Source organism: Streptomyces sp. CNZ287 (genome assembly GCF_007827615.1).
In genome coordinates this window covers 57,275-83,872 of record NZ_VISV01000006.1, presented here as the reverse complement: position 1 = coordinate 83,872, position 26,598 = coordinate 57,275, and the positions used below count along the sequence as shown (strand labels likewise).

Below are 26,598 nucleotides of genomic sequence, written 5' to 3'. Positions count from 1 at the left end.
TTGGTTACAGGGTCCCCGCCCCCGTCGTTTCGGCCACGTGCCGCCGGCTCATCCGTCCGCGGCCGCGTCGTCGTCGCGTCCGGTCTCGGCCTCGTGGCGGAACTGGTCCTCGGAGGCGCCGCGGCGCCAGTAGCCGGTGAAGGCGACCGACCGGCGGTCGAACTTCCGCTCCCGTACGAGCTGGCGGCGCAGCTCCCGCACCATCCCCGCCTCGCCGGCGAGCCAGGCGTACGGAGTGCCCGCGGGCAGGTCCGCGGCGCGCAGCGCGTCGACCACGCCGGCCGCGGGGCCGGTCAGCCAGGTGACCTCGGCGTCCGCGGCGGTGTGCAGCGTGAGCGCGTCGTCGGGGTGCGGCACCCGTATCCACGCCTTCACCGGCAGCCCCGCGGGCAGCGACTCCAGGATCGCCGCGGCGGCCGGCAATGCGGTCTCGTCGGCGGCGACGATGACGTGATCCGCGCCCTCGGGCAGCCGGAAGCGCACGCCGGTGTTGTCCGGCACGGCGGGGCCGAGCGCGATGATCCAGTCGCCCGGCTCGGCCTCGCCCGCCCACTGCGCGGCGGGGCCCGCGGGTTCGGTGTGCAGCACGAAGTCGATGTCGACCTCGCCGGGGCGCTGCGCGCGCACGGTGTACGAGCGCAGCACGGCCCGTACGCCGGGGTCGAGCGCGCGGTACTCGTCGAACCAGTCCGGCCCTGTGGGCATCACCGGTTCCGTCTGGCCGGGCTGGGGCAGGAACAGCGACAGGCTCTGGTCCCGGCCGCCGGAGGCGAAGCCTTCGAGGCCACCGGGGCCGCCGGTGCCGTCGTCGCCGAAGGTGACGCGCAGGAGGGTGGGGCTGAGCCGCCGGGTGCGGGTGACGTCGAGGCGGAAGAAGCGGAACGGCTCGGCGGCGTCGGGCGCCGGCTCCGCCGTCTGCGTGGTCGGTTCCGTGGTCACGTCGGGCTCACCTTCCGGGCGGGTGCGGGGGTCGCGGCCGCGTCCCGCGTACGGAAGGGCCGGCAACGTAGATTAGGCTAACCTAACCTAACTCCCGTGCACAGGTACCGGAATCAGGCCATGAACCCCGCCTCCCGGTGGGCCCGCGCGGCGCCCGGGTGCAGCGGCAGCCGGGACAGTCCTGTGAGGCGGTTCACGAACCGGATCCGTCCGGCAGGAAGCCGTCGGAAGAAGGTACGTTCCCATAATCGGGTGCCCCGTCGACGTGGACGGGAACGAGGAGCTGCCGCATGGGCCAGGGGTGGGAGGGGCGCTCCCGGCGCGACCGGGTCGTGACGGAGTACGCGGGCGCCGCGCTGCGGCGGCGCTTCCGGCCCGCGTTCCTGCGGCTGACGTACCCCACGCCCGTCGACGAGCAGCAGCCGGTGACCCTCGTGCTCGGGCCGCGCGGCAGGGGCAAGAGCACCCTCCTGCGGCACTTACGGACCGCGTGGGACGACGTACCCGCGTCCCTCCAGGACATCGCCGTGCACCGGCAGCGCGGCGCCACCTGCGCCCAGGGGCTGCGCATCCGGTACCCGGCCTACGCGCACCCGGAGGCGGGCGACCCCGCCGCGCTCGCGGACTCCGCCGACCGCTACTGCGCCGACTTCCGCCCCGGTGCCCGCCGCGGCGCCTGCGCGGCGGGCGACGGGCCGCTGCAGAGCGGGCAGGCGATCATGGGGCACGACGCGATGCTGGCGCTGGTCAAGGCCGTGGAGTTCGCCACCGGGCCGGACGGCGGCGACCCCGTGGACGCGGGCGCGGTACGGCAGATGCCGCTGCAACTCGGCACCACGAAGGAGGTACGGGGCCTCAGCGGGCCCCTCGGCTTCGACGCGTACGGGAACCCGAAGGGCCGGCCGATGGCGTACGTCGAGCTGCGGTGGCGGTCCGGCTTCCGGTACGTGCACAAGGCGCGGCTCTGGCCGTGAGCGCCGGGGCTCCGGCCGGCCGACCCGGTGACCGGCGACCGGCCGGCCCGCCGTCAGGCCGTGGGCGGCAGGCCCAGTTCGCGGGCGATCAGCATCCGCTGCACCTCGCTCGTGCCCTCGCCGATCTCCAGGATCTTGGAGTCCCGCCACATCCGCGCCACCGGGTACTCGTTCATGAACCCGTACCCGCCGTGGATCTGCGTCGCCTCGCGCGCGTTGTCCACCGCCACCGTCGAGGTGTGCAGCTTCGCCAGCGCCGCCGCCTTCTTGAACGGCTCGCCGTGCACCAGCCGCGACGCCGCGTCCCGCCAGGAGAGGCGGGCGGTGTGGGCGCGCAGCTCCATGTCGGCCAGCTTGAACTGGATGGCCTGGTTGGCGCCGATGGGCCGGCCGAAGGCGTGGCGCTGCTCCGCGTACGCCAGCGACTCGTCCACGCAGCCCTGCGCGAGACCGGTGGCGAGCGCGGCGATGGCGATGCGGCCCTCGTCCAGGATCCGCAGGAACTGGGCGTAGCCGCGGCCGCGTTCGCCCAGCAGGTGCGCGGCCGGGACGCGGACGTCGGAGAAGGACAGCTCACGGGTGTCGGAGGCGTTCCAGCCGACCTTGGAGTACGGGGCGGCGACCGTGAATCCCGGCGTGCCGGACGGCACGATGATCGACGAGATCTCCGGCTTGCCCGACTCGCTCCTGCCGGTGACGGCGGTGACGGTGACCAGTCCCGTGATGTCCGTGCCGGAGTTGGTGATGAAGCACTTCGTCCCGTTGATCACCCACTCGCCGGCGGCCTCGTCGAGGCGGGCCGTGGTGCGCGTACCGCCCGCGTCCGAGCCGCACTCCGGCTCCGTCAGCCCGAACGCGCCCAGCATCTCGCCGGTGCACAGCTTCGGCAGCCAGGTGCGCTTCTGCTCCTCCGTACCGAAGTGGTAGACGGGCATCGCGCCCAGCGAGCAGGCGGCCTCCAGCGTGATCGCCACCGAGGAGTCGACGCGGGCCAGCTCCTCCAGCACGACGCCGAGCGCCAGGTAGTCGCCGCCCATGCCGCCGTACTCCTCCGGGAACGGCAGCCCGAACAGGCCCATGCGGCCCATCTCGCGCACGATGTCGTACGGGAACTCGTGCCGCTCGTAGTAGTCGCCGATCTTCGGCGCCACGACGTCGTGCGCGAACTCCTCGACGGTGCGGCGGAGCTGCTCCAGCTCCGGGGAGAGGCGGTGGTCGAGGCTGGGCGTCATCGGGGTCACTCCTTGTGGGAGAGGGCGGTCACGGTGCGGGACGGGCTCGGGCGGCCGAGGCGGTCGGCCATCCAGACGCTGGTGGCGACGAGCGCGTCGAGGTCGACGCCGGTCTCGACGCCGAGTCCCTGCAGCATCCACACGAGGTCTTCGGTGGCGAGGTTGCCGGTCGCGCTCCTGGCGAACGGGCAGCCGCCGAGCCCGCCCGCGGAGGCGTCGACGGTGGTGACGCCGTGCTGCAGCGCGGCGAGGGTGTTGGCCAGGGCCTGGCCGTACGTGTCGTGGAAGTGGACCCCGAGGCGCTCGACGGGGATGCCGTCCTGGGCGAGGGCGCCGAGCAGCGCGGCGACGTGGCCGGGGGTGGCGACGCCGACGGTGTCGCCGAGGCTCAGCTCGTCGCAGCCCATGTCGGCGAGCGCGCGGGCGGTCCGTACGACCTGGGGGAGGGGGACGGGGCCCTCCCAGGGGTCGCCGAAGCACATCGAGAGGTAGCCGCGGACGTGCAGACCGTCGTTCTTGGCCTCCGCGACGACGGGGGCGAACATCGCGAGCGACTCGTCGACGGTGCGGTTGAGGTTGCGGCGGGCGAAGGTCTCGGTGGCGCTGGCGAAGACGGCGACGCGGCGGGCGCCGAGGGCGGTGGCGCGCTCCAGACCGCGGATGTTGGGGACGAGGACGGGGAGGTCGACGGCTCCCGTGGCGGTCAGGTCGGCGAGGCGGGGGTACAGGTCCTCGGCGTCGGCGAGCTGGGGGACCCACTTGGGGTGCACGAAGCTGGTCGCCTCGACGGTGGTGAGACCGGCGGCGGCGAGGCGGTGTACGAACGCGGCCTTGACGTCGGTGGGGACGGTGGCCTTCTCGTTCTGCAGGCCGTCGCGGGGGCCGACTTCGTGGATGCGGACCCGGGCGGGCAGGCCGGCGGCGGGCACGCGCATGGGGAGGGGCTGGGGGGTCATCGCGGGTCCTCCGGTTCGTCGCGCCGTCCGTCGCCCTGGGTGTCGCCCTGTCCGTCGTCCTGGCCGTCGTCGGGTACGACCAGGGCGAGGACCTGGTCCATGGCCACGGTCCCGCCGACGACGACGTCCAGCTCGGCGACGGTGCCGGCGTGCGGGGCGGCGATGACGTGCTCCATCTTCATCGCCTCCACGACGAGCAGACTCTGCCCGGCGGCGACCCGGTCGCCCACGGCGGCCTTGACGACGGTCACGGTCCCGGGCATCGGTGCGGTGAGCGCGTCGGCCCCGGCGACGAGGGCACCGCCGCGGAGGGCGGCGTCGACGGGGTCGTGGTCGAGGAGATGCCAGACGTCGCCGTCGCGGCCGAGCCAGATCCCGCCGGGGGAGGCGGCGAGGCTGAACCGGTGGGTGACACCGTCGAGTTCGAAGGTGACGGAGGAGTCGTCGGCGTGGGCGAGGCGGGCGCGGAGGGGGTGTTCCCCGACCCCGCTTCTTCCCGAAACCCGGGGGCTCCGCCCCCGGGACCCCCCGGAGGGCTCCGCCCCCGCACCCCCGCGGGGCTGCGCTCCTTCGCCCGCGGCGGCGGCTTCGCCGCCCGCCGGGGCGGACACCGGCGCTCCGCGCGGTGCCGTGTCCACCGGGCCACCAGGCGTTCCCGGGGTCTGGGGCGTCGCCCCGGTGCAGACCTCCGCCGCCGGGGTCAGGCCCCGGATCCGCACCTCCACCGGATCCTGGCCCGCCGCGCGGAACCACCGTGTCGTCCAGGCCGGGGGGCCGCCCGGGCGCCAGCCCGACGGCTCCGCGAAGGGGTCCGTCCAGCCGTCCGGGCCCGTCGGGCGGCGGGAGGCCGACTCCAGGGCCGACTGCGCCAGCAGGGCCGCCGCCGCGTACGCCTCCGGGGGCACCGGGGCCGCCGCCAGGCTCGCGCCCGTGCGGTCCACCAGGCCCGTGTCCAGGTCGCCCGACGCCACCGCCGGGTGTGCCAGCAGACGCCGCAGGAAGCCCGTGTTGGTGTCCAGGCCCAGCACCACGGTCTCCGCCAGCGCCGCCCGCAGCCGCCGCAGCGCCGCGGCCCGGTCCGGGCCCCACGCGACGACCTTCGCCAGCATCGGGTCGTACGCCGTGCCGACCTCCGTGCCCTCCAGCAGCCCCGAGTCGACCCGCACCCCCGGCCCCGACGGCTCGCGCAGCAGCCGGACGCGGCCCGCCGAGGGCAGGAAGTCGACCCGCTCACCGCCCTCCGCCACCCGCGCCGTCTCGGCGTAGATACGCGCCTCGACCGCGTGCCCCTTCAGCGGCACATCCGCGGACGTGAACGTCAGTCTCTCCCCGGCGGCCACCCGGAGCTGCCACTCCACCAGGTCGAGCCCCGTCACCAGCTCCGTGACCGGATGCTCGACCTGCAGCCGCGTGTTCATCTCCATGAAGTAGTACGCGACCGGGCCCCCGCCGCCGCCCGGCACGATGAACTCCACCGTCCCCGCGCCCGCGTACCCGCACGACCGCGCCGCCTCCACCGCCGCCGCGCCCATCGCCGCCCGCGTCGCCTCGTCGAGCAGCGGCGACGGCGCCTCCTCGACGATCTTCTGGTGCCGGCGCTGGAGCGAGCACTCCCGCTCCGCGAGGTGCACCACGTTCCCGTGGCCGTCCGCCAGCACCTGGATCTCGATGTGCCGCGGCCGGTCGATCCACCGCTCCACCAGCAGCGTGTCGTCGCCGAACGAGCCCCGCGCCTCGCGCCGCGCCCCCGCGATCCCGTCGGCCAGCGCGTCCTCGTCCCGTACGAGCCGCATGCCCTTGCCCCCGCCGCCCGCCGAGGGCTTCAGCAGCACCGGCATGCCGATCTTCCGTGCCGCCGCCGCCAGTTCCGCGTCCGACAGGCCGCTGCCCGTCGAGCCCGGCACCACCGGCACGCCCGCCGCCCGTACCGTCTCCTTCGCGCGGATCTTGTCGCCCATCAGCTCGATCGCGTCCGCCGGCGGGCCGACGAAGACCAGCCCCGCCGCCGCGCACGCCCGCGCGAACTCCGCGTTCTCGGCGAGGAACCCGTACCCCGGGTGCACCGCCTCCGCGCCCGTCTCGCGCGCCGCGCGCAGCAGTTCGGCGGCCGACAGATAGCTCTCGATCCGCACGGCCGTGTCCGCCTCGCGGACGTGCCGCGCGTCCGCGTCCGCGTCGGTGAAGACCGCCGCGGAGCGGATGCCGAGCGCCCGCAGCGTACGGATGACCCGTACCGCGATCTCACCCCGGTTGGCCAGCAGTACCGTCTCGAACATCGCCACCCTCCCCCTCACATCCGGAAGACGCCGAAGCCCTGCGCCGCGCCGTCCCTGGCGGGCAGCGGCGCGTGGGCGCAGGCGGTCAGCGCGAGCCCGAGCACCCGGCGGGTGTCGAGCGGGTCGATGACGCCGTCGTCCCAGAGGCGGGCGGTCGCGTAGTAGGCGTTGCCCTGCGTCTCGTACTGCTCGCGGATGGGCGCCTTGAACTCCGTCTCCGCCGCCGCCGACCACTCCTCGCCGCGCGCCTCCAACTGGTCGCGCTTGACGGTCGCGAGGACGGACGCGGCCTGCTCGCCGCCCATGACGGAGATCTTCGCGTTGGGCCACATCCACAGGAAGCGGGGGGAGTAGGCCCGGCCGCACATCGAGTAGTTCCCGGCGCCGTACGAGCCGCCGATGACGACGGTCAGCTTCGGCACCCGCGTGCAGGCCACGGCGGTCACCATCTTGGCACCGTGCTTGGCGATGCCGCCGGCCTCGTAGCTGCGGCCGACCATGAAGCCCGAGATGTTCTGGAGGAAGAGCAGCGGGATGCCGCGCTGGTCGCACAGCTCGATGAAGTGGGCGCCCTTCTGGGCGGATTCGGAGAACAGGATGCCGTTGTTGGCGACGATGCCGACGGCGTGGCCGTGGATGCGGGCGAAGCCGGTGACGAGCGTCGTGCCGTACTCGGCCTTGAATTCCTGGAAGCGCGAGCCGTCGACCACCCGCGCGATGACCTCGCGCACGTCGTACGGCGTCCGCGAGTCGACCGGCACGACGCCGTAGAGGCCGGCGGGGTCGTGCTTGGGTTCCTCCGGGGCGCGTACGGACCAGGGGGGCGGGCCGGGTTCCGGGAGGGTGTCGACGATGCCGCGGACGATGCGCAGCGCGTGCGGGTCGTCCTCGGCGAGGTGGTCGGTGACGCCGGAGGTGCGCGCGTGCACCTCGCCCCCGCCCAGCTCCTCTGCGGTGACGACCTCGCCGGTGGCGGCCTTCACCAGCGGCGGGCCGCCGAGGAAGATCGTGCCCTGGCCGCGGACGATGACCGCCTCGTCGCTCATCGCCGGGACGTACGCGCCGCCCGCGGTGCAGGAGCCGAGGACGGCGGCGATCTGCGGGATGCCGGCGCCGGACATGCGGGCCTGGTTGTAGAAGATCCGGCCGAAGTGCTCGCGGTCGGGGAAGACCTCGTCCTGCATGGGCAGGAAGGCGCCGCCGGAGTCGACGAGGTAGACGCACGGCAGCCGGTTCTCCAGCGCGATCTCCTGGGCGCGCAGGTGCTTCTTCACCGTCATCGGGTAGTACGTGCCGCCTTTGACGGTGGCGTCGTTGGCGATGACGACGCAGGCCCGGCCGCTCACCCGGCCGATGCCGGCGATGACGCCGGCGGCGGGCGCGCCGCCGCCGTACATCCCGTCGGCGGCGAGCGGCGCCAGCTCCAGGAACGGCGAACCGGGGTCGAGCAGGCCGTCGACGCGGTCGCGGGGGAGCAGCTTGCCGCGGGCGGTGTGCCGGGCGCGGGCCTTCTCGCCGCCGCCGGCGCGGGCGGCGGCGAGCTTGTCGTACAGCTCGCCGGCGAGCGCGCGGTGCGCCGCCTCGTTGGTCCGCCAGGCGGCGCCGGCCGGGCCCGAGGGGTCGGCGGCGGTCGTCAGCGCGGGTGCGTGGTCCACGGGGGCGCGCCCTTCCCTAGATGAGCCCGTACGGCCGTACGGGCCGACAAGCAGGTTAGCTGTCGTTAACCCCGTGCGGCCAAGGTTAACGCTCACTAACCGGGCTGTCTACAATGGACCGCATGAGCACCGAGGCCCCCGCCCCCACCCGTCGTGAGCAGATCCTGAAAGAGGCCGCGCGCCTCTTCGCGGCCCGCGGCTTCCACGGGGTGGGCGTGGACGAGATAGGCGCGGCGGTCGGCATCAGCGGCCCCGGTCTCTACCGGCACTTCGCCGGCAAGGACGCCATGCTCGCGGAGCTGCTGGTCGGCATCAGCGAGCGGCTGCTGGAGGCCGGCCGCGCGCGGGCGTCGGTGCGCGGGCCTCGCCCGGACGCGCCGCTGGACGCGCTGATCGGCGGGCACATCGACTTCGCGCTGGACGACCGCCCGCTGATCACCCTGCACGACCGCGAGCTGGACCGGCTGCGGGACGAGGACCGCAAGCTGGTGCGCCAGTTGCAGCGGCAGTACGTCGAGCTGTGGGTCGACGTCGTACGGGAGGTCTACCCGGCGCTGACCGAGGGCGCGGCCCGTACCGCGGTGCACGCGGTCTTCGGCCTCCTCAACTCCACCCCGCACCTCGGCGCCCGCGGCACCCTCCCCGACCGGGCCGCCACCGCCGCCCTCCTCCACCGCCTGGCCCGCGGCGCCTTCGCGGCGGCGCCGCAGTCGTAGGCGTAGCCGGTGCCGTGGCCGGTGCTGTGACGGCTGCCGCAGGAGCACGGCCTGGACAGCCGTGGTGACCCGCAGGTAACTTCGACTGCGAGGCGCTGAGCAAGCGCTTAGTCGGAGCTGGCCGGGAGGCGATGACCATGCGGCGGACGGTGTTCAACGAGGACCACGAGGCGTTCCGCGAGACCATCCGCGACTTCATCGCCGCCGAGGTCGTGCCGTACTACCACGACTGGATGGAGGCCGGCGCCGTCCCCCGCGAGCTGTACAAGAAGCTCGGCGAGCTGGGGGTCTTCGGCATCGAGGTGCCCGAGGAGTACGGCGGGGCCGGGGAGCACAGCTTCAAGTTCAACGCCGTGATCAGCGAGGAGTGCGCCCGCGCCGGCGTCTCCTTCGGCGGCTCCTCCGTCCACACCGCGCTCTGCCTGCCGTACCTGCTCAAGTACGGCAGCGAGGAGCAGAAGCGCCGCTGGCTGCCCCCCTTCGTCTCCGGCGACATGATGACCGCCATCGCCATGACCGAGCCCGGCACCGGCTCCGACCTCGCCGGGATGAAGACCACCGCGAAGCTCTCCGACGACGGCACGCACTACGTGCTCAACGGCGCCAAGACCTTCATCACCGGCGGCGTGCAGGCCGACCGCGTCCTGGTCTGCGCCCGCACCGCGCCGCCGACCCCCGAGGACCGCCGCGGCGGCATCTCCATCCTCGTCGTCGACGCCTCCTCCGCCGGCTACGCGGTCGGGCGCAAGCTCGACAAGCTGGGGCTGAAGTCCTCGGACACCGCAGAACTGAGCTTCACCGACGTCAAGGTGCCCGTCGGCGACCTGCTGGGCGAGGAGGGCAAGGCGTTCACGTACCTGACCCACAACCTCCCGCAGGAGCGCCTCGGCATCGCCGTCGGCGCGTACGCCCAGGCCGCCGCGGCCGTGCGGTTCGCGGTGGCGTACGTCAAGGAGCGCACCGTCTTCGGCCGGGCGGTGGCGGAGTTCCAGAACACCAAGTTCGTCCTCGCCGACTGCAAGGCCGAGGTCGACGCCATGGAGGCGTACGTCGACCGCGCGCTGGAGGTGCACGACGCGGGCGACCTCGGCGTCGCCGACGCCGCCGCCGTCAAGCTCTTCTGCACCGAGCGCGCCGCCGTCGTCATCGACAAGTGCCTGCAACTGCACGGCGGCTACGGCTACATGAACGAGTACCCCATCTCCCGCCTCTACGCCGACACCCGCGTCACCCGCATCTACGGCGGCACCAGCGAGGTCATGCGCTCCATCGTCGCCAAGTCGATGGGCCTGTAGGGCCGCGGGCTCTGCGAGACTCGCACCATGGACGACGCCGCGCTCACCGCACTGGTCGACCTGCTGGACCTGGAGCAGATCGAGCGGGACATCTACCGCGGCCACTCCCGCGCCGCCGTCGTTCCGCGGGTCTTCGGCGGGCAGGTCGCCGCGCAGGCGCTGGTCGCCGCGGGACGCACCGTGCCCGCCGACCGGCCGCCGCACTCGCTGCACGCCTACTTCCTCCGCCCCGGCGACCCCGGCGCGCCCCTCGTCTACACCGTCGACCGCATCCGCGACGGCCGCTCCTTCACCACCCGCCGCGTCGTCGCCGTCCAGCACGGCCAGCCGATCTTCAACCTGTCGGCGTCGTTCCAGCTCCACGAGGAGGGCCTGGAGCACCAGGTGCCCATGCCGCCGGCGCCCGACCCCGAGACGCTGCCCACCGCCGAGGAGGCGATGCCGCGCTACGCCGTCAACTTCCTCGACCCGGCCCTCGCGCGCCGGCTGCTGGAGGCGCGCGCCGCGGTCGACCTGCGGTACGCGGAGCCGCCGCCCTGGGGCGGCGAGGCCGGGGTGCCGCGGGAGCCGCGCTCGCAGGTGTGGTTCCGTACGAACGGCAAGCTCGCCGGCGCCATCGACACCCCCCTGCTGCACGTCTGCCTGATGACGTACGTCTCGGACATGACCCTGCTCGACTCCGTGCTGCTCGCGCACGGCCGCGGCGGCTGGGCCGTCGGCGACGTCGTGGGCGCGAGCCTGGACCACGCGATGTGGTTCCACCGGCCGTTCCGGGCGGACGAGTGGCTGCTGTACGACCAGGAGTCGCCGACGTCGCAGGGCGGACGCGGGCTGAGCACGGGGCGGATCTTCACCCGTGACGGGCGGCTGGCGGCGTCGGTGATCCAGGAGGGCGTGATCCGGGTCCCGCGGACCTGACGGGCGCGGGGACCTGGCCCGTACGGACCCGTACGGACGCGTACGGACCGGGCGCCGCGGCGCCACGCGGCCGGGACCCGCCCCGCTACGGCAGCTCCAGCCCCGCCGCCGCCAGCAGGTACGCCGTCATCGGCGCGTACGCCGCCGGATCCGCGACGTGGTCGTCCAGCGGCACCGCCACCGCGAGCGTGCCCTCCGCCTCGCCGAGGAACAGCGCCGGGTCGTTGCAGTCCGCGTACCCCACCGCGTGCACGCCGCGCTGCGCCGCGCCGCCCGCCCAGCCGTGGTCGGCGACCACCAGGTCGGGCAGCGGCTCGCCGGCCCGCTCCAGCGCGTCGAGGATCTGCCGCACCGGCTGCGGCGCGTGCGTGTGCCACAGCGTCGCGCCCCGCTCCAGCACGGCCACGTCGCAGAACTGCTGGACGTTGCCGTACGTCCCGTCGTCGCCCTCGCCCGTCCGCAGCCCCGGCGGCACCGTGACGATGTCGCAGCCCGCCGCGCGCAGCGCCGCCGCGGTCCTGCTGTGCACCTCCAGCAGCCCGCCGGGGTGGCCCGTCGCCAGCAGCACCCGCTGCCGGCCCGCGGCGGCCTTGCGCAGCTCGGCCGCCATCCGGTCCAGGCCGTCCACGGTCAGCTCGGGGTCGATCCGGTCCTGGCCCTGGGTGTGCGCGGGGTCGGCGACGACGCCGACGCGCTCGGCCATGACGGCGAGCACGTCGCGCTCGTCGGTCCAGCGGTCGCCGAGGTCGAGGCCGAGCCAGAAGCGCAGGTTGCCCTGGCTCAGCTCGCGGTAGTGGCGCAGGTTTCCCTCGCGGGGCGTGGCGACGTCGCCCGCGATCCGGGTGCGTACGAGGTGGTCGACGAGGGCGGGGCGGCTGGGTGCGTCAGGCAGGGACATGAGGGCCATGGTGTCATTGTCACCCGGACACATGTGCGGGGGCGCAGGTGTCCACTCTGTACAGCGGCCGCCGTGCTGCCCTGCGCTTATCGTCGAAGGCATGAGCAGCACCGGCACCCCTCGCGGCCCCGTCGACTCCTCCCGCGTCCCGCGCTACGCGGGCCCCGCCACCTTCGCCCGGCTGCCCCGCCTGGACGAGGTGGGGCGCACGGACGTCGCCGTCGTCGGCGTCCCCTTCGACAGCGGCGTCTCCTACCGCCCCGGCGCCCGCTTCGGCGGCAACGCGATCCGCGAGGCGTCCCGGCTCCTGCGCCCGTACAACCCGGCGCAGGACGCCGCGCCCTTCGCGCTGGCGCAGGTCGCGGACGCGGGGGACATCGCCGTCAACCCGTTCGACATCGGCGAGGCGGTGGCCACCGTCGAGGGCGCGGCCGACGAGCTGCTGGCCACCGGCGCCCGGCTGATGACCCTCGGCGGCGACCACACCATCGCGCTGCCGCTGCTGCGGGCCGTCGCCCGCCGGCACGGGCCGGTCGCGCTGCTGCACTTCGACGCGCACCTGGACACCTGGGACACCTACTTCGGCGCCGCGTACACCCACGGCACGCCGTTCCGGCGCGCGGTGGAGGAGGGCGTGGTCGACACCGCGGCGCTCTCGCACGTCGGGATCCGCGGGCCGCTCTACGGGCGCAAGGACCTGGACGACGACGAGAAGATGGGCTTCGGCATCGTCACCTCGGCGGACGTGATGCGCCGCGGCGTGGACGAGGTCACCGACCAGTTGCGGCAGCGGATCGGGGACCGGCCGCTGTACGTGTCCATCGACATCGACGTCCTGGACCCGGCGCACGCCCCGGGCACGGGCACCCCGGAGGCCGGTGGGCTCACCTCGCGCGAGCTGCTGGAGATCCTGCGCGGGCTGGCGGGCTGCCGGCTGGTCTCGGCGGACCTGGTGGAGGTGGCGCCCGCGTACGACCACGCCGAGATCACGTCGGTGGCGGCGTCGCACACGGCGTACGAGCTGACGACGCTGATGGCGCGGCAGATCGCCGGTGAGCGGGACGCGGGTTAGCGGAGGACGCGGGCCGGAGGAGGACGCGGGCCGGAGGAGGACGCGGGCCGGATCACCACGGACCGGGCGCCGTCGCGCCTGATCTCCTGATGCTCTGTGCGCAACCCTGCCGGGCGGGCCGTGGGTGCCTGAGGTGCCGGAGTCCGTCAGAACTCGTCGGCCAGGCGCTCCAGTATCCGCATGCTGCCCGCGTGCGTCTCGGCAGTGGCGCAGAGCCGGTCCATGACCAGCTTGTAGTTCTCCACCTCGTCCGGCTTGTCCAGGTAGAGCGCGCTGGTGAGCTGCTCCAGATAGACGACGTCGGGCAGGTCGGGCTCGGTGAAGCGCATGATGTGTATCGGCCCGCCGGCCGCCGCGAGGCCGCCGATGTCGAAGGGCGCGATCTGGATGGTGATGTTCTTCCGGGTGCCCATCTCCAGCAGGTGCCTGACCTGGCCCCGCATGACGTCCGCTCCGCCGAGCGGACGGCGCAGCGCGGCCTCGTCGACGACGACCCACAGCTTCGGCGCGTCCGGCCGGTCCAGCACCTGCTGGCGGCGCAGCCGCACGTCGACCTTGCGCTGGATCTCCTGCTCGGGCGCGCCCGCGTTGGCCAGCAGCGTGACGGCGCGGGCGTAGTCCGCGGTCTGGAGCAGCCCGGGGACGAACTGGACCTGGTAGTTACGGATCAGCCCCGCGGCCTCTTCGAGGCCGAGCAGCGTCTCGAACCAGCCCGGCAGCACGTCGCCGTACTTCTGCCACCAGCCGGGGGAACTGGCGCGGCGGGCGAGGGCCAGGAACTCGGAGCGCTCCTGCTCGTCCGTGACGCCGTAGAGGCTGAGGAGGTCGGAGACGTCGCGCTCCTTGTACCCCACGCGGCCGAGCTCCAGGCGGCTGATCTTGGCGTGCGACGCCCGGATCGCATCACCGGCCGCCTCACGGGAGACGCCGGCGGCCTCCCGGAGCCGACGCAGGTGTGTGCCCAGCAGGATACGGAGAACGGTGGGCCCTCCGTGCTGCTGAGAGAGTGCCCTGCGTACCGATGACGTCTGCTCCGGTGACGCTGACATCTGGCCTGCCCCTGTCCCGCGGTGTGGTGAATCGACCGCTCAGTCTCTCACTGTGGAGGGTGCGGTGTACAGCTACTACGGAGTTCAACCGGGGCCTTTGGCCGCGCTGTTGACGATCAGATCGTCGAACTGGCCGTCCTTCGCGCCGAGCAGGAAGGCGGTGATCTCCGCCTGTGTGTAGATGAGGGCCGGTCCGCCCGGATCGCGCGAGTTGCGCATTGCAATGTCCCCGCCGGGGAGTCCGGCGACCTCCACGCACTCGCCGTTCGGATTGCTGAAGCGACTCTTCCGCCAGGTGATTCCCGCCAGTTGATCCGCCGGTACACCGTTTATGACCTGCTGCATCCTGTCTCCTTCTATGATCGCGACTCCAATGTACGTGCACCTGTTCTTGCGAATGAAATTGCATCCGTACTTGCAGCGGCAAGTGCACATCGATCACTATGGCATCGCAACCTGTTTCATCAACGTGCACGTGAGACCGGGGAGTTGGAGATGACCGCACCGGCTGAAGGGTGGGTGACCGCCTCCGAGTTCGCAGCGTGCACGCTCGAGGACGACCCCCGGTCGATATCCATCGCCCGCAACGTCGCCAGGGCGACGCTCCGCGGGTGGCAGTTGGAGGACCTGGTCGACGACGTCGCCTCGGTCGCCTCCGAGCTGGTGGCCAACGCACTGCGGCACGGTCTCTGCGAACCGTCCTGGAGCCAGGCCCCCCACCCGGTCGTCCTCAGCCTGCTGCGCCGCGGCTCGGAGGTCGTGTGCGCCGTCTTCGACCCCGGGACCGGCGTCCCGCGGGTGTGCGTCGCCGACCCCTTCGCGGAGTCCGGCCGCGGGATGCAGATCGTGGAGTGCCTCAGCGACAGCTGGGGCTGGAGCGAGCCGGGCCCCTACGGCAAGGCGGTCTGGGCCCGCTTCTCCGAGGGCGGCAGGGCCGCGGCCCCGGCGGAGGAAAACGGCGTCGAGCAGCCCCTGACCCGGTTACTGGTACTCGTCGAGGTGCTCACGGGCAGCAGCCCGCCCCAGTTGCAGGCAGTGGCCTGACCTGCGCCCGAGCGCCCGCGGCCGCAGGCGGGCAACATTCCGTACGCACCCGAGAAACAAAAACCGGCGCCCGTAGGTTGTGGATCCTGGACCAGGACCATCGACACTGAGGCGGAGGCGGCCGGTGGCGGAACCATCGGGGAAGATCCCTGCGGCACGGACCCCATCGGACGAGACCCCCGCGAACGGGAACACAGCCGGGCGGAAGCCTTCGCGGAAGGCACCCGAGGGCTGGGCCCGGCGGCTCCTCCGGCACTGTCTGCGCTATCGCCGCAACGTGCTGCTCTCCCTCGGCGCCTCCCTCGCCGGGATGGGCATCATGGCCCTCGTCCCGCTCATCCCCAAGCTGATCATCGACGATGTGATCGTCTCCGGCGACCGGGCGCTCGCGCCCCTGGCCGCCCTCATGGTCCTCGCCGCACTCGCCGTCTACGGCCTCACCTATGTCCGGCGCTATTACGGCGGCCGACTCGCCCTCGACGTGCAGCACGACCTGCGCACCGAGATGTACGACGCGATCGTCCGGCTCGACGGGCGCCGCCAGGACGAGCTCTCCACCGGCCAGGTCGTCGGCCGCGGCACCACCGACCTGCAGCTCGTCCAGGGCCTGCTCTTCATGATCCCGATGATGATCGGCAACGTGCTGCTCTTCGCGGTCTCCCTGGTCGTCATGATCGTGCTGTCCCCGACGCTCACCCTCGTCGCCCTCGGCGTCGCCCCCGCCCTGTGGTGGATAGCCAACCGCAGCCGCACCCGCCTCTTCCCCGCCACCTGGTACGCCCAGCAGCAGGCCGGCACCGTCGCCTCCGTCGTGGACGGCGCCGTCGGCGGCGTCCGCGTCGTCAAGGGCTTCGGCCAGGAGCGGCAGGAGACCGGCAAGCTCCGCGCCATCAGCCGCAAGCTCTACGCCGCCCGGCTGCGCACCGTCCGCATGAACGCCCGCTACACCCCCGCCCTCCAGGCCGTGCCCTCCCTCGGCCAGGTCGGGATGCTCGCGCTCGGCGGCTGGATGGCCACCCGCGGGCAGATCACCCTCGGCACCTTCGTCGCCTTCTCCACCTATCTCGCGCAGCTCGTCGGCCCGGTCCGGATGCTCGCGATGATGCTCACCGTCGGGCAGCAGGCCCGCGCGGGCGTGGAGCGGGTCTACGAGCTGATCGACACCGAGCCGGAGCTGTCCGACGGGCCCGGCGCCCACGAGCTGCCGGCCGACGCCCCCGCCGACGTCGAGTTCGACGCCGTGACCTTCGGCTACGACCCCGGCCACCCGGTCCTCGACGGGCTGACCCTGCGCGTCGAGCCCGGCGAGACCATGGCCGTCGTCGGCGCCTCCGGCAGCGGCAAGTCGACGCTGTCGATGCTGATACCCCGCTACTACGACGTCGCGCCCGACGGCGGCGCCGTCCGCATCGGCGGCCACGACGTACGCGACCTCACGCTGCCCTCCCTCCGGGCGGCCATCGGGCTCGTCCCCGAGAACAGCTTCCTCTTCTCCGAGTCCATCCGGGACAACATCGCCTACGGCAAGCCCGACGCCACCGACGAGGAGATCCGCGCCGCCGCCCGCGCCGCGCAGGCGGACGGCTTCATCACCGCACTGGGCAACGGCGACGCCGCGGCCTCCGCCGACGACGCCGGAGCGGCGCACGGCACCCCCGGCACCGGCCTCCCCGAGGGCTACGACACCGTCGTCGGCGAGCAGGGCATGACCCTCTCCGGCGGTCAGCGCCAGCGCATCGCGCTGGCCCGCGCGATCCTCACCGACCCCCGGCTGCTGCTCCTGGACGACGCCACCTCCGCGGTCGACGCCCGCGTCGAGCACGAGATCCACGAGGCGCTCCGCAGCGTCATGGCCGGCCGCACCACCCTGCTCATCGCCCACCGCCAGTCCACCCTGGCGCTCGCCGACCGCATCGCCGTCCTCGACGGCGGCCGGCTGGTCGACGTCGGCACCCACGAGGAGCTGCAGGCCCGCTGCCCGCTCTACCGGCGGCTGCTCACCGACCCGGACGAGCTGGCGGACCGCGAGCGCGACCCCGCGGGACAGGTCGCCGCCGACACGCACGCCAGCGTCGACGGGGTCACCCCCGACCTGTGGGTGCGCAAGGAGAGCGGCGAGAAGAGCGCCGAGGGGGGCGGCAACTCCACGGCCTCCGCAGGCGATCCCTCCGGTTTCGCCGGCATGCTCGCCGGCTCGCCCGGCAGCCCCGAGCTGCTGGCCAAGGTCGCCGCCCTGCCGCCCGCGACCGACACCCCGGACGTGGACGAGGACCAGGCCGAGGCGCCCGAGGTCTCGTACGGCCTGCGCCGGCTGCTGCGCGGCTTCGGCGGGCCGCTCGCCATCGCTCTGCTCTTCGTCGCCGGCGACGCGGTCGCCGGACTGCTGCTGCCCGTGCTCATCCGGCACGGCATCGACGACGGCGTCCAGCGGCTCTCCCTCGGCGCCGTGTGGACGGCCGCAGGCCTGGCGCTTGCGGTCGTGCTGGGCCAGTGGGCCGCCCAGGTCGGCGCCACCCGGCTCACCGGCCGCACCGGCGAGCGCGTGCTCTACGCCCTGCGCGTCAAGATATTCGCCCAGCTCCAGCGGCTCGGACTCGACTATTACGAGCGCCATCTGACCGGCAAGATCATGACCCGGATGACCACGGACGTGGACGCCCTGTCCACGTTCCTGCAGACCGGCCTGGTCACCGCCGTCGTCTCGCTGCTCACCTTCTTCGGCATCCTGGTCGCGCTGCTGGTCATCGACCTCCAGCTCGCCCTGATCGTCTTCGCCACCCTGCCGCCGCTGATCGTCGGCACGTTCTTCTTCCGGCGGCAGAGCGTCAAGGCGTACGAACTGGCGCGCGAGCGCGTCAGCGTCGTCAACGGTGACCTCCAGGAGTCGGTCGCCGGACTGCGCATCGTGCAGGCGTTCCGCCGCGAGGACGGCGGCGCCGCCCGGTTCGCCGAGCGCAGCGACGGCTACCGCCGGGCCCGCGTACGCGGCCAGTGGCTCATCTCCGTCTACTTCCCGTTCGTGCAGCTCCTCGCCTCCTTCGCCACCGTCGGCGTGCTGTGGGCCGGTTCCGACCGGGTGGCCGCGGGGACGCTCACCGCGGGCGCGCTCGTCGCGTACCTGCTGTACATCGATCTGTTCTTCGCCCCCGTGCAGCAGCTCTCCCAGGTCTTCGACGGCTACCAGCAGGCGGCCGTCGCGCTCGGCCGCATCCAGGAACTGCTGCACGAGAAGCCGTCCACGCCGCCGCCCGCGAAGCCGCGGCCGGTCGGGCAACTGAGCGGGGAGATCGCCTTCGACGATGTGCACTTCGCGTACGACGGGCAGGCGGAGGGTGCCGCCGAGGCGGCGCTGACCGGGCTCGACCTGACGATCCCGGCGGGGCAGACCGTCGCGTTCGTCGGCGAGACCGGCGCCGGCAAGTCGACGCTGGTCAAGCTCGCCGCCCGGTTCTACGATCCGACCCGCGGCGCCGTCCGCGTCGACGGCACCGACCTGCGCGAACTCGACCTCACCGGCTACCGCCACCGCCTCGGCGTCGTCCCCCAGGAGTCCTACCTCTTCGCCGGCACCGTGCGCGACGCCATCGCCTACGGCCGCCCCGACGCCTCCGACGCCGAGGTCGAGGCCGCCGCGCGGGCCGTCGGCGCGCACGACATGATCGCCTCGCTGCCCGGCGGCTACCTCCACGACGTCGCCGAGCGGGGCCGCAATCTCTCCGCGGGCCAGCGCCAGCTCATCGCCCTGGCCCGCGCCGAGCTGGTCGACCCCGACATCCTGCTCCTCGACGAGGCCACCGCCGCGCTCGACCTCGCCACCGAAGCCGCGGTCAACAGCGCCACGGACCGCCTCGCCGGCCGCCGCACGACCCTCGTCGTCGCCCACCGCCTGACGACGGCGGCCCGCGCCGACCGCGTCGTGGTCCTCGACCACGGGCGCGTCGCCGAGGACGGAACGCACGAGGAACTGCTCGCCCGCGGCGGCCGGTACGCGGAACTGTGGCGGACCTACGCGGGCTCGGTGGAACCCGCGGCGGCGTAGCCGTCCGCACCATCGCCCCGGGCGGTTCCGCACCATGGCTCGGCCCTGCCTTCCCTGTCCTCGACCCCTCATTCCGCTACTCAGAGTAATCGAAGCGGCGCAATGCGTGGAAAGTTATCCACAGGGGGCTCGGCGTCCTTCTCCGGCGTGGCCAACGCGGCTAGGTTCCGAGGGTCATTGTGAACCCGGGGAGGGAAGATGCGCAGGAAGCTCGGATGGCTGCTGAGTCTGGCCGTGCTCACCGGCACGGCGGGGCTGGGCAGTTCGCCGGTCGGTGCCGCCACCGCGGACGAGGCCGACATCAAGGACCGGCTCCTCTCGATCAAGGGCATGAGCCTGATCGAGGAGAAGCCGGTCGACGGCTACCGCTACTTCGTTCTGAACTACACACAGCCCGTGGACCACCGGAAGCCGGACGGCCAGACCTTCCAGCAGCGGATCACCGTGCTGCACAAGGACACCGACCGGCCCACGGTCTTCTCCACCGGCGGCTACAACGTGTCCACGACGCCGTCGCGCAGCGAGCCCACGCAGATCATCGACGGCAACCAGGTCTCGATGGAGTACCGGTTCTTCACCCCGTCCCGGCCCGACCCCGCGGACTGGAAGAAGCTCGACATCTGGCAGGCCGCCAGCGACCAGCACCGCATCTTCCGGGCGCTGAACGACATCTACGACGAGAACTGGCTGGCCACCGGCGGCAGCAAGGGCGGCATGACCGCCACGTACTACGAGCGCTTCTACCCGCGCGACATGGACGGCGTCGTCGCCTACGTCGCGCCGAACGACGTGGTGAACCGGGAGGACTCGGCCTACGACCGCTTCTTCGAGCGGGTCGGGACGGAGGAGTGCCGCGACGCGCTCAACGCAGTGCAGCGCGAGGCGCTGGTGCGGCGGGACGCGCTGTCCGAGAAGTACGCGGCGTGGGCCGCGGAGTCGGGCGCGACGTTCACCACAATCGGCAGCCTGGACAAGGCGTTCGAGGCGACCGTCCTCGACCTCGTGTGGGGCTTCTGGCAGTACAGCTCGGCCGCCGACTGCGCCGAGGTGCCGGACGCCGCCACCGTCTCCGACCAGGAGCTGTACGACTACGTCGACGCCATCGCCGGCTGGTCCTTCTACACCGACCAGGGGCTCGCGCCGTACACGCCGTACTACTACCAGGCGGGCACCGAGCTGGGCGCGCCCACCATCCGGTTGCCGCACCTGAAGGACCTGAGCCGCTACGGCTACCAGCCGCCGCGGAACTTCGTCCCGCGCGACATCGACATGCGCTTCAAGCCGTCGGTGATGAACGACGTCGACAAGTGGGTGCGCAAGAACGCCGACCGGATGCTCTTCGTCTACGGCGAGAACGACCCGTGGGGCGCCGAGCCGTTCCGCCTCGGGAAGGGCGCGCACGACTCGTACGTCTACACCGCGCCCGGCGCCAACCACGGCGCCCGGGTCAGCCAGCTCCCGGAGGGGCAGCGCGCCAGGGCCACCGAGCGGATCCTCGACTGGGCCGGTGTCGAGGCCGAGGCCGGCACCACGAAGGCGAAGCCGCTGGCCGCGTACGACAGCGGGCTGGACAAGGTGACGAAGAAGGAGCTGCGGGAGCGGTCGCTCCGGCCGTGATCCCGGGCCGCTGAGCCGCACGAAGCCGCGCCCGCGGGCGTCATCGCCCGCGGGCGCGGCCGCGCGGCCCGGGCGTACGGGACCGGTGGCCCCTGCCGTCAGCCGACCCGTTCCTTCCACTCCCGCTGCAGCAGCCGCACCGCCTCCCGGATCGCCGGCCGGCGTGCGGCGCCCGTACGCCACAGCGCGTACACCCGCCGCACCGGCACCGGCTCCAGCGGCACCGCGACCACCCCGGCCGGCAGCGGACCGCGGCCCAGCCGCGGCACCAGCGCGATGCCCAGGCCGGCCGCGACCAGCGCGAGCTGCGAGGCGTACTCGGCGACCTGGTAGGCGAGATCCGGCTCGTGGCCGGAGGTGCGCAGGGTGCGTACGAGCCAGTCGTGGCACGTCGAGCCGGGCGGCTGGCAGATCCAGCGCTCGCCCACGAGGTCAGCCCGGACGAGCCTGTCGCGCCCGGCGAAGGGGTGGCCGGCCGGGACGCAGATGTCGCACAGGTCGTCGCCGATGGACGCCAGCTCCATCCCCTCGGGTGTGGGCAGCGGGGCGATGTCCCAGTCGTGGGCGACGGCGAGGTCGGCCACCCCGCGAGTGACCATGCCGGGGGAGAGGTGCGGGTCGGCCTCCAGCATGCGGGTGTCGAGGGCCGGGTGCTCCGCGGCGAGCGCGGCGAGCGCCGCGGGCAGCAGCCCGCGGGCGGCCGTCGCGAAGCAGGCCACCGTCAGCCGGCCCATGGGCCGGCCGCGGCGCTCCTCCAGCGACGTCTCGGCCTCCTCGACGATGGCGAGCAACTGCTCCGCCGTGGCGGCGAGGTGCTGGGCGGCGTCGGTGAGCGTCACCCCCCGGCCGCGGCGCTCCAGCAGCGGCGTGCGGGTCTCGCGCTCCAGCTTGGCGATCTGCTGGGAGACGGCGGACGGCGTGTAGCCGAGGGCGGCCGCGGCGGAGCCGACGGAGCCGTGGACGGCGACGGCGTGCAGTGCGCGGAGCCGGGACAGATCGAGCATGGCCACTCCCAGATTTCAGCGTTCCTACATCCAATCATGAAGTAATACGTGCTGGTGCTTCACGGTCGTCCGGCCCGATCCTGGGTGCATGCGCCCGCTGCACATCGCACTCGCCGTCCTCGTCGCCTTCTTCTGGGGCCTGAACTTCGTCGTCATCGAGGTGGGGCTCGACCACTTCCCGCCGCTGCTCTTCACCGCCCTGCGCTTCCTGGTGGCGGCGCTGCCCGCGGTGTTCCTCGTCGGCCGGCCGCAGGTCGCGTTCAAGTGGATCCTGGCGGTCGGGCTGGTGCTGGGGGTGGCGAAGTTCGGGCTGCTGTTCGTCGGCATGGAACAGGGGATGCCGCCGGGGCTGTCGTCGCTTGTACTCCAGATCCAGGCGGTCTTCACGGCGTGCATCGCGGCGGCGGTGCTGGGGGAGCGGCCGGGGCGGGTGCGGCTGGCCGGCATGGGCGTCGCGCTGTGCGGGGTGGCGCTGGCCGCGGTGGACGAGGGCGGCTCCGGGCCGCTGGGGGCGTTCGCGATCGTGCTGGCGGCGGCGTTCTGCTGGGGCATCTCGAACGTCATCATGCGCAGGGCCGCGCCGCCGGACGGGCTGCGCTTCATGGTGTGGGTGTCCTGCGTGCCCGTGCTGCCGCTGCTCGCGCTGTCGCTGGTGTTCGAGGGGCCGGAGCGGGACTGGGAGGCGCTGCGTTCGCTGGACTGGGCGGGCGCCGGCGCGGTCGTCTACATCGCGTGGATCGTCACGATATTCGGCTTCGGCGTGTGGGGGTACCTGCTGCGTACGTACGACGCCTCGACGGTGGCGCCGTTCTCGCTGCTGGTGCCGGTCGCGGGGATGTCCTCGGCGGCGCTCTTCCTGGGCGAGGAGATCACGGGGCTGCGCTGGGTGGCGGCGCTGCTGCTGGTCGGCGGGGTGGCCGTGACGTCGCTGTCCGGCCGGCGGGACGGCCGGACAGCCGGCCCGCGGGACGGCGCCGTGCCGCACCGCCCCGCCGTACCGGCGCCGTCGGGCGGCGCTAGCGCACCACCGTCTGGATCTCCTTGACGGTCACCGGAATCGCCGTGGCGGACTGGCCGTCGGGGAAGTCCTCGTGCACGGGTGTCCCGTCCGGGCTCCCGGTCGGGTTCCAGTTGACGTTCCAGGTGAGCGAGGCTTCCAGCTCGTACGTCCCCTCGCCGGAGGACTTGCGGTACGTGATGTTGCAGCCGGCGTCCTCGGTGTCCACGGCGAAGCCGCCGCCCTTGCGCACGAGGTCGTACTCGCAGACGTTCGGATCCGCGTACTCCGTGCCGGCCTCCAGCCGCAGCCGCTGCGGGGTGGCGACGGTGGTGGCGGCGATCCGCTCCATGCCCGGCGGGTCGATGAAGGCGGTGACCCAGACGCGCTGCAACTCGGCCGGGTCGAGCACGGCGAGGGTCTCCAGGTTCACCACCTGGCGGTCGGCGTTGGGCTTCAGGTCCACCGGCGGGGCGGGCAGCTCGGTCTCGTTGTACGCGAGCGCCGCCAGGGTCTCCGGGTCGATCACGTCGGTGTTCGGCTCCGCGGGCTCCTCGGGCCCGATGAACATGAAGGACTTCGTCGCCGGGCACTCCTCGGCCGTCACCCCGTCGTCCTGGTAGACGAGCTCCCACCAGAGCCCTTCCTCGTCCTTGCGGAGGTCGAAGGTGCTGTCGTCGGTGACGAGTTCGGAGATGGCCGAGGTGGCGTTGTGCTCGGCGTTGTAGTTCTCGTGGACGTAGTCGTCCATCTGGTCCGGCGTGTAGCGCGGCTCGTACCAGCACACCGGCGGTGACCAACTGCCGCCGATCGGCGTCATGGGCGAGGTCTCGCCGGAGCCCGGGCTGCTGTGGCTGAAATCCACCCGGGAGCCGATCTGGTCGGAGCCGCCCTGGCCTGTCCCGTCGCCCGCCGTCGCGGGCCCGGCCGCCGCGAGGGCGAGGGCCGCGCCGGCCATGGACACCGCCGCCGTACGCCGGATGCTCAGGAGGTTCCGCACTGCGCTGCTCCCTGTTCGTCGGACTCGTGGACCATCTGCCAGCGGCCGTCCGCCGTCTTGCGCATCGTCGAGACGTGCCGGATGAAGTCGTCGGCGCTCGGCTCGGTCTTCAGCACCTTGCCGGAGTCGGCGATCTTCGCGTACGAGTTCGCCTGGTCCTCGCAGTACACGACGGACGCCGCGTCGCCCTTCCGCGAGGTGACTTCGCGGTCGTAGTAGCGCACGGTGCCGGAGACCGTCTTGCCGTCCTGGACGAACTCGTCGATGCCCGCGCGCCAGCCCAGCAGGGCGTCGCCGCCGAGGTACCGTTCCAGGACGTCCAGGCGCGGGTCCTGCTTCGCGTAGCCGAGGCGTATCGACTGCACGGCGTAGCCGTGGTCGCGCAGGATCGCGTCCTCGGCGGCGTCGCCCGTCGGCTCGCTCTCCACCTCGACCTTGACGTCGTCGGGGAAGTCGAACTCCGGTGCGTCGGCGCCGTCGTCCGCGGCCGGGGACGGCGAGGCGGACGGGGATTCCTCCGACTCCGCGGCGGTTTCCTTCGCGCCCGTGATCCGGTCCGGTTTGTCGTCCGACGACCCGCACGCCGTCAGCAGCGTGACCGCCGCGGTCAGTGCCACGGCGCTGGCCGGTGCGCAGAGCTTCATGACGGGTCGAACCCCCGTTTCCCCGTGTGCAGGTGCAAGTCGCGCCTCAGCGTAGGCAGCGGCGCAAGGATGAGGCCAGTCGGCCCCTTGGTTTCACGACCGTCCTGTGACACAAGGCCGTCGGGGACCCGGCTCCGGCATCCGTGCCGAGGTGCGGAGTTGCGCGGTCACCCGCGGTCGCCGGCCGCCCGCCGGTGCCGGGCGCGCGCCGGGGAGGGCCGCCTGTTCAGGCCACATCGGCCAGTAGCTGGAGCAGATGCTCGCGGCCTCCGGCCAGCAGCGGCGCGAGTTCCCGGGCCTCGGGGAACCAGCGCTTCTCGTACTCCCAGCACAGCCAGCCGTCCCAGCCCGCCTCCGTGAGCACCGCCAGGCACTCCGCCAGCGGGACCGTCCCCTCGCCCAGCGCCAGCGGCGCCAGCTCCTCCCGCGACGCCGTGTCCTTGACCTGCACGTAGCCGAGGTACGGGGAGAGCGCCGCGAAGGACTCCTGCGGCTCCTCGCCGCCGAGCCAGGTCTGCATCACGTCCCACAGCGCGCCGGTGGACTTGTGCCCGACGCCGTCCAGGATGCGGGCCACGTCCGCGCCGGTGCGGTGCGAGTCGTGCGTCTCCAGGAGCACGCGCACGCCGAGGTCCGCGGCGTACGGGGCCACGGCGGCGAGCCGCCGCGCGGCGGTGGGGTCCGCCTCCACGGCCGGCTGCTCCCCGCCGCGCGGGAAGACCCGGACGTGCGCGGCGCCCAAGTCCCGGGCGAGCGCCAGCAACTCGCGCATCTCGGTGACCACCGGCTCGTCGTCCCCGGCCGCGGCGACGCCCGCGTAGCCCGCCACCGTCAGGATCTCCACCCCGGCCGCGGCGAACTCCTCGACCACGTCCGCCCGCTCCCCGATCCCCAGACCGGTGTGCACGGGCTCCTCGGGGTGGCACCGCAGCTCCACGCCCTGGTAGCCGCCGTCGCGGGCGCACCGGGCGACCTCGGCGACGGGGAGCTGAGGCATGCCGAGGGTGGAGAAGGCGAGTCGCATGCCGTGAGTCGATCAGACCCCACAGCACCTGGCAACCCCGCAGCCACCTCCCCCGGAGCCCCGTCCGCTCCCGGGCCGTACGTCTGCCCACGCCCGGCCGCACCCGGCCGCCGCGCGCCCCGGACCACGGACGTTCGGCCGCCCGGCGGATGCACCCGCGGTACGTCCTCACCGCCCCCCATAGCCGGACGCCCGCGCTCACCCCGCCCCGATCCGATCCGCCCTGCCCGGCCACCGCCACCGCCGCGGTCGCGCCCGCGGCGGCCATCCGGCTGAATCCGTCAGAGCGTCAGCCGCCAGTCCTGGCCCACCAGGTCCGCCCCGTAGCTGTGGTGCGGCTTCTCGGCCACCAGCTCGAACCCCGCCCGCTCGTAGAGGCGGCGGGCGGACTCCAGCACCGAGTTCGTCCACAGCACCAGCTCGCGGTATCCCGCCTCACGGGCGAAGCGGACGCACTCGTCGACCAGCCGCGCCCCCAGCCGGTGCCCCCGCACCTCCGGGTCCACCAGCAGCAGCCGCAGCCGCGCCGTCTCCGGAGCGTCGTCCCGCACGCACATGACCGTGCCGACCGGGCGGCCGCCCAGGTCCGCTATCCAGGTGCGCTCGCACGACGGGTCCCGCTGCGCGGCGTGGTCCGCGACGATCCGGGCCACCAGTGCCTCGAAGTCCGTGTCCCACCCGTACTCCTGCGCGTACAGCTCGCCGTGGCGCTTGACGATCCAGCCCAGCTCGCCGGGGCCCGGCTCGCGCAGCTCGGCCTCCTCGACCGGGCTCGGCACGGCCGACTCCGACAGCAGCTCCCGCACCGTGCTCATCGCGGCCGCCAGCCGGGCGCGCTGTTCCAGCGGGACCTGCGCCAGCAGCGTCCCCACCTGCTCGCGCGAGCGCTCCTCCAGCAGGTGCGCCGCCTCCCGCCCCCGCGGCGTCAGCTCCACCCGCTGCCGCCGCGCGTCGGCGGCCGACGGCCCGCGCGTGATCAGGCCGTCCTTCTCGAACTTGCCGAGCAGCCTGCTGAGGTACCCCGCGTCCAGCGTGAGCGCCCCGCGCAGGTCCGCGGCGTCGGCCTGCCGGGCATAACTCAGCTCGTAGAGCACGCGGGCCTCGGTGAGCGTGTACGGCGTGTGGAGCTGGCGGCTGTAATCGAGGGCGCCGATCAGATTCGTATAGAAGCGGTTGAACGAGCGGATGTCCTCGACGGTCACGGGAACCCCACCTCCTGGCGCGCGCATTTCTTTGACTGGGTCAAAGA

General features: G+C 73.3%; 22 protein-coding genes. 9 read left to right on the top strand and 13 right to left on the bottom strand.

All coding sequences use genetic code 11. From position 1 onward, the window contains the following. Nucleotides 1-48 precede the first annotated feature (48 nt). On the bottom strand, nucleotides 49-939 hold the full coding sequence (locus FB457_RS13715) for a siderophore-interacting protein (protein ID WP_047015904.1): 891 nt from the start codon (nucleotides 937-939) through the stop codon (nucleotides 49-51). A gap of 290 nt (nucleotides 940-1,229) precedes the next feature. Between FB457_RS13715 and FB457_RS36135 the strand changes: the two genes are divergently transcribed. Further along, nucleotides 1,230-1,913: a hypothetical protein gene (locus tag FB457_RS36135; RefSeq protein WP_047015903.1), complete on the top strand. Its 684-nt coding sequence runs from the start codon at nucleotides 1,230-1,232 to the stop codon at nucleotides 1,911-1,913. A gap of 53 nt (nucleotides 1,914-1,966) precedes the next feature. Here FB457_RS36135 and FB457_RS13700 read toward each other — a convergent pair whose 3' ends face one another. Genes FB457_RS13700 through FB457_RS13685 form a run of 4 tightly spaced genes read right to left on the bottom strand, consistent with a single transcriptional unit; the run spans nucleotide 1,967 to nucleotide 8,032 of the window. Continuing rightward, a complete protein-coding gene (locus tag FB457_RS13700; RefSeq protein ID WP_047015902.1) occupies nucleotides 1,967-3,145 on the bottom strand; it encodes an acyl-CoA dehydrogenase family protein in 1,179 nt (392 codons plus the stop codon). Nucleotides 3,146-3,150: 5 nt separating this feature from the next. Beyond that, nucleotides 3,151-4,101 carry a hydroxymethylglutaryl-CoA lyase gene (locus FB457_RS13695; protein ID WP_047015901.1) on the bottom strand — a complete coding sequence of 317 codons (951 nt, stop codon included), beginning with the start codon at nucleotides 4,099-4,101 and terminating at the stop codon, nucleotides 3,151-3,153. Beyond that, a complete protein-coding gene (locus tag FB457_RS13690) occupies nucleotides 4,098-6,377 on the bottom strand; it encodes an acetyl/propionyl/methylcrotonyl-CoA carboxylase subunit alpha (protein ID WP_047015900.1) in 2,280 nt (759 codons plus the stop codon). The genes FB457_RS13695 and FB457_RS13690 overlap by 4 nt, the downstream gene beginning before the upstream one ends. 14 nt (nucleotides 6,378-6,391) lie before the next feature. Further along, the gene (locus tag FB457_RS13685) at nucleotides 6,392-8,032 is read right to left on the bottom strand and encodes a carboxyl transferase domain-containing protein (RefSeq protein WP_047015899.1); all 1,641 of its coding nucleotides are present in this window, start codon (nucleotides 8,030-8,032) and stop codon (nucleotides 6,392-6,394) included. Between the two features lie 122 nt (nucleotides 8,033-8,154). Here FB457_RS13685 and FB457_RS13680 point away from each other — a divergent pair, with 122 nt between their 5' ends. The 3 genes from FB457_RS13680 (at nucleotide 8,155) to FB457_RS13670 (ending at nucleotide 10,961) form a co-directional block, all read left to right on the top strand. Beyond that, the gene (locus FB457_RS13680; RefSeq protein ID WP_047019932.1) at nucleotides 8,155-8,748 is read left to right on the top strand and encodes an SACE_7040 family transcriptional regulator; all 594 of its coding nucleotides are present in this window, start codon (nucleotides 8,155-8,157) and stop codon (nucleotides 8,746-8,748) included. A gap of 137 nt (nucleotides 8,749-8,885) precedes the next feature. Then, nucleotides 8,886-10,043, top strand: a complete 1,158-nt coding sequence (locus FB457_RS13675) for an acyl-CoA dehydrogenase family protein (protein ID WP_047019931.1) — start codon at nucleotides 8,886-8,888, stop codon at nucleotides 10,041-10,043. Between the two features lie 27 nt (nucleotides 10,044-10,070). Then, entirely contained in the window at nucleotides 10,071-10,961 is an 891-nt protein-coding gene (locus FB457_RS13670; protein WP_047015898.1) for an acyl-CoA thioesterase, read from the top strand. An 85-nt stretch (nucleotides 10,962-11,046) separates the two neighbouring features. On the opposite strand, the gene FB457_RS13665 is transcribed toward FB457_RS13670, so the two are convergent. Beyond that, a complete protein-coding gene (locus FB457_RS13665; protein WP_047015897.1) occupies nucleotides 11,047-11,868 on the bottom strand; it encodes a phosphatase in 822 nt (273 codons plus the stop codon). Nucleotides 11,869-11,959: 91 nt separating this feature from the next. On the opposite strand from FB457_RS13665, the gene speB reads away from it, so the two are divergent. Then, on the top strand, nucleotides 11,960-12,931 hold the full coding sequence (gene speB, locus FB457_RS13660; RefSeq protein WP_047015896.1) for an agmatinase: 972 nt from the start codon (nucleotides 11,960-11,962) through the stop codon (nucleotides 12,929-12,931). Nucleotides 12,932-13,077: 146 nt separating this feature from the next. Here speB and FB457_RS13655 read toward each other — a convergent pair whose 3' ends face one another. Further along, entirely contained in the window at nucleotides 13,078-13,980 is a 903-nt protein-coding gene (locus tag FB457_RS13655) for a helix-turn-helix domain-containing protein (protein WP_047015895.1), read from the bottom strand. Between the two features lie 84 nt (nucleotides 13,981-14,064). Further along, nucleotides 14,065-14,325 (bottom strand): DUF397 domain-containing protein, encoded by a 261-nt coding sequence (locus FB457_RS13650; RefSeq protein ID WP_047015894.1) that lies wholly within the window; start codon nucleotides 14,323-14,325, stop codon nucleotides 14,065-14,067. 150 nt (nucleotides 14,326-14,475) lie between these two features. Here FB457_RS13650 and FB457_RS13645 point away from each other — a divergent pair, with 150 nt between their 5' ends. The 3 genes from FB457_RS13645 (at nucleotide 14,476) to FB457_RS13635 (ending at nucleotide 20,680) form a co-directional block, all read left to right on the top strand. Beyond that, the gene (locus FB457_RS13645) at nucleotides 14,476-15,024 is read left to right on the top strand and encodes an ATP-binding protein (RefSeq protein ID WP_253911216.1); all 549 of its coding nucleotides are present in this window, start codon (nucleotides 14,476-14,478) and stop codon (nucleotides 15,022-15,024) included. Between the two features lie 277 nt (nucleotides 15,025-15,301). After that, entirely contained in the window at nucleotides 15,302-19,063 is a 3,762-nt protein-coding gene (locus tag FB457_RS13640) for an ABC transporter ATP-binding protein (RefSeq protein WP_253911215.1), read from the top strand. A 198-nt stretch (nucleotides 19,064-19,261) separates the two neighbouring features. Next, the gene (locus FB457_RS13635) at nucleotides 19,262-20,680 is read left to right on the top strand and encodes a S28 family serine protease (protein WP_145782048.1); all 1,419 of its coding nucleotides are present in this window, start codon (nucleotides 19,262-19,264) and stop codon (nucleotides 20,678-20,680) included. Nucleotides 20,681-20,778: 98 nt separating this feature from the next. Here the strand turns inward: FB457_RS13635 and FB457_RS13630 are convergent, their stop codons facing one another. After that, nucleotides 20,779-21,684 (bottom strand): LysR family transcriptional regulator, encoded by a 906-nt coding sequence (locus tag FB457_RS13630; RefSeq protein WP_047015891.1) that lies wholly within the window; start codon nucleotides 21,682-21,684, stop codon nucleotides 20,779-20,781. An 88-nt stretch (nucleotides 21,685-21,772) separates the two neighbouring features. Here FB457_RS13630 and FB457_RS13625 point away from each other — a divergent pair, with 88 nt between their 5' ends. Beyond that, nucleotides 21,773-22,729, top strand: coding sequence for an EamA family transporter (locus FB457_RS13625; RefSeq protein WP_145782046.1), 957 nt, complete (start codon nucleotides 21,773-21,775; stop codon nucleotides 22,727-22,729). Here FB457_RS13625 and FB457_RS13620 read toward each other — a convergent pair. The 4 genes from FB457_RS13620 to FB457_RS13605 form a co-directional block, all read right to left on the bottom strand. After that, the gene (locus tag FB457_RS13620) at nucleotides 22,701-23,681 is read right to left on the bottom strand and encodes a hypothetical protein (protein ID WP_145782043.1); all 981 of its coding nucleotides are present in this window, start codon (nucleotides 23,679-23,681) and stop codon (nucleotides 22,701-22,703) included. The two genes, FB457_RS13625 and FB457_RS13620, sit on opposite strands and share 29 nt — an antisense overlap. Then, nucleotides 23,666-24,325 (bottom strand): hypothetical protein, encoded by a 660-nt coding sequence (locus tag FB457_RS13615; RefSeq protein ID WP_145782042.1) that lies wholly within the window; start codon nucleotides 24,323-24,325, stop codon nucleotides 23,666-23,668. The genes FB457_RS13620 and FB457_RS13615 overlap by 16 nt, the downstream gene beginning before the upstream one ends. Nucleotides 24,326-24,551: 226 nt before the next feature. After that, entirely contained in the window at nucleotides 24,552-25,349 is a 798-nt protein-coding gene (locus FB457_RS13610) for a sugar phosphate isomerase/epimerase family protein (protein WP_047015888.1), read from the bottom strand. 281 nt (nucleotides 25,350-25,630) lie between these two features. Beyond that, on the bottom strand, nucleotides 25,631-26,551 hold the full coding sequence (locus FB457_RS13605; RefSeq protein WP_047015887.1) for a bifunctional helix-turn-helix transcriptional regulator/GNAT family N-acetyltransferase: 921 nt from the start codon (nucleotides 26,549-26,551) through the stop codon (nucleotides 25,631-25,633). Nucleotides 26,552-26,598: the final 47 nt, after the last annotated feature.

What these genes read in the sequence shown, in the direction of transcription:
- FB457_RS36135 (WP_047015903.1), top strand. Translation starts at nt 1,230, where the DNA reads ATGGGCCAGGGGTGGGAGGGGCGCTCCCGGCGCGACCGGGTCGTGACG.
- FB457_RS13700 (WP_047015902.1), bottom strand. Translation starts at nt 3,145, where the DNA reads ATGACGCCCAGCCTCGACCACCGCCTCTCCCCGGAGCTGGAGCAGCTC.
- FB457_RS13695 (WP_047015901.1), bottom strand. Translation starts at nt 4,101, where the DNA reads ATGACCCCCCAGCCCCTCCCCATGCGCGTGCCCGCCGCCGGCCTGCCC.
- FB457_RS13690 (WP_047015900.1), bottom strand. Translation starts at nt 6,377, where the DNA reads ATGTTCGAGACGGTACTGCTGGCCAACCGGGGTGAGATCGCGGTACGG.
- FB457_RS13680 (WP_047019932.1), top strand. Translation starts at nt 8,155, where the DNA reads ATGAGCACCGAGGCCCCCGCCCCCACCCGTCGTGAGCAGATCCTGAAA.
- FB457_RS13675 (WP_047019931.1), top strand. Translation starts at nt 8,886, where the DNA reads ATGCGGCGGACGGTGTTCAACGAGGACCACGAGGCGTTCCGCGAGACC.
- FB457_RS13670 (WP_047015898.1), top strand. Translation starts at nt 10,071, where the DNA reads ATGGACGACGCCGCGCTCACCGCACTGGTCGACCTGCTGGACCTGGAG.
- FB457_RS13665 (WP_047015897.1), bottom strand. Translation starts at nt 11,868, where the DNA reads ATGGCCCTCATGTCCCTGCCTGACGCACCCAGCCGCCCCGCCCTCGTC.
- speB (WP_047015896.1), top strand. Translation starts at nt 11,960, where the DNA reads ATGAGCAGCACCGGCACCCCTCGCGGCCCCGTCGACTCCTCCCGCGTC.
- FB457_RS13655 (WP_047015895.1), bottom strand. Translation starts at nt 13,980, where the DNA reads ATGTCAGCGTCACCGGAGCAGACGTCATCGGTACGCAGGGCACTCTCT.
- FB457_RS13650 (WP_047015894.1), bottom strand. Translation starts at nt 14,325, where the DNA reads ATGCAGCAGGTCATAAACGGTGTACCGGCGGATCAACTGGCGGGAATC.
- FB457_RS13645 (WP_253911216.1), top strand. Translation starts at nt 14,476, where the DNA reads ATGACCGCACCGGCTGAAGGGTGGGTGACCGCCTCCGAGTTCGCAGCG.
- FB457_RS13635 (WP_145782048.1), top strand. Translation starts at nt 19,262, where the DNA reads ATGCGCAGGAAGCTCGGATGGCTGCTGAGTCTGGCCGTGCTCACCGGC.
- FB457_RS13630 (WP_047015891.1), bottom strand. Translation starts at nt 21,684, where the DNA reads ATGCTCGATCTGTCCCGGCTCCGCGCACTGCACGCCGTCGCCGTCCAC.
- FB457_RS13625 (WP_145782046.1), top strand. Translation starts at nt 21,773, where the DNA reads ATGCGCCCGCTGCACATCGCACTCGCCGTCCTCGTCGCCTTCTTCTGG.
- FB457_RS13615 (WP_145782042.1), bottom strand. Translation starts at nt 24,325, where the DNA reads ATGAAGCTCTGCGCACCGGCCAGCGCCGTGGCACTGACCGCGGCGGTC.
- FB457_RS13610 (WP_047015888.1), bottom strand. Translation starts at nt 25,349, where the DNA reads ATGCGACTCGCCTTCTCCACCCTCGGCATGCCTCAGCTCCCCGTCGCC.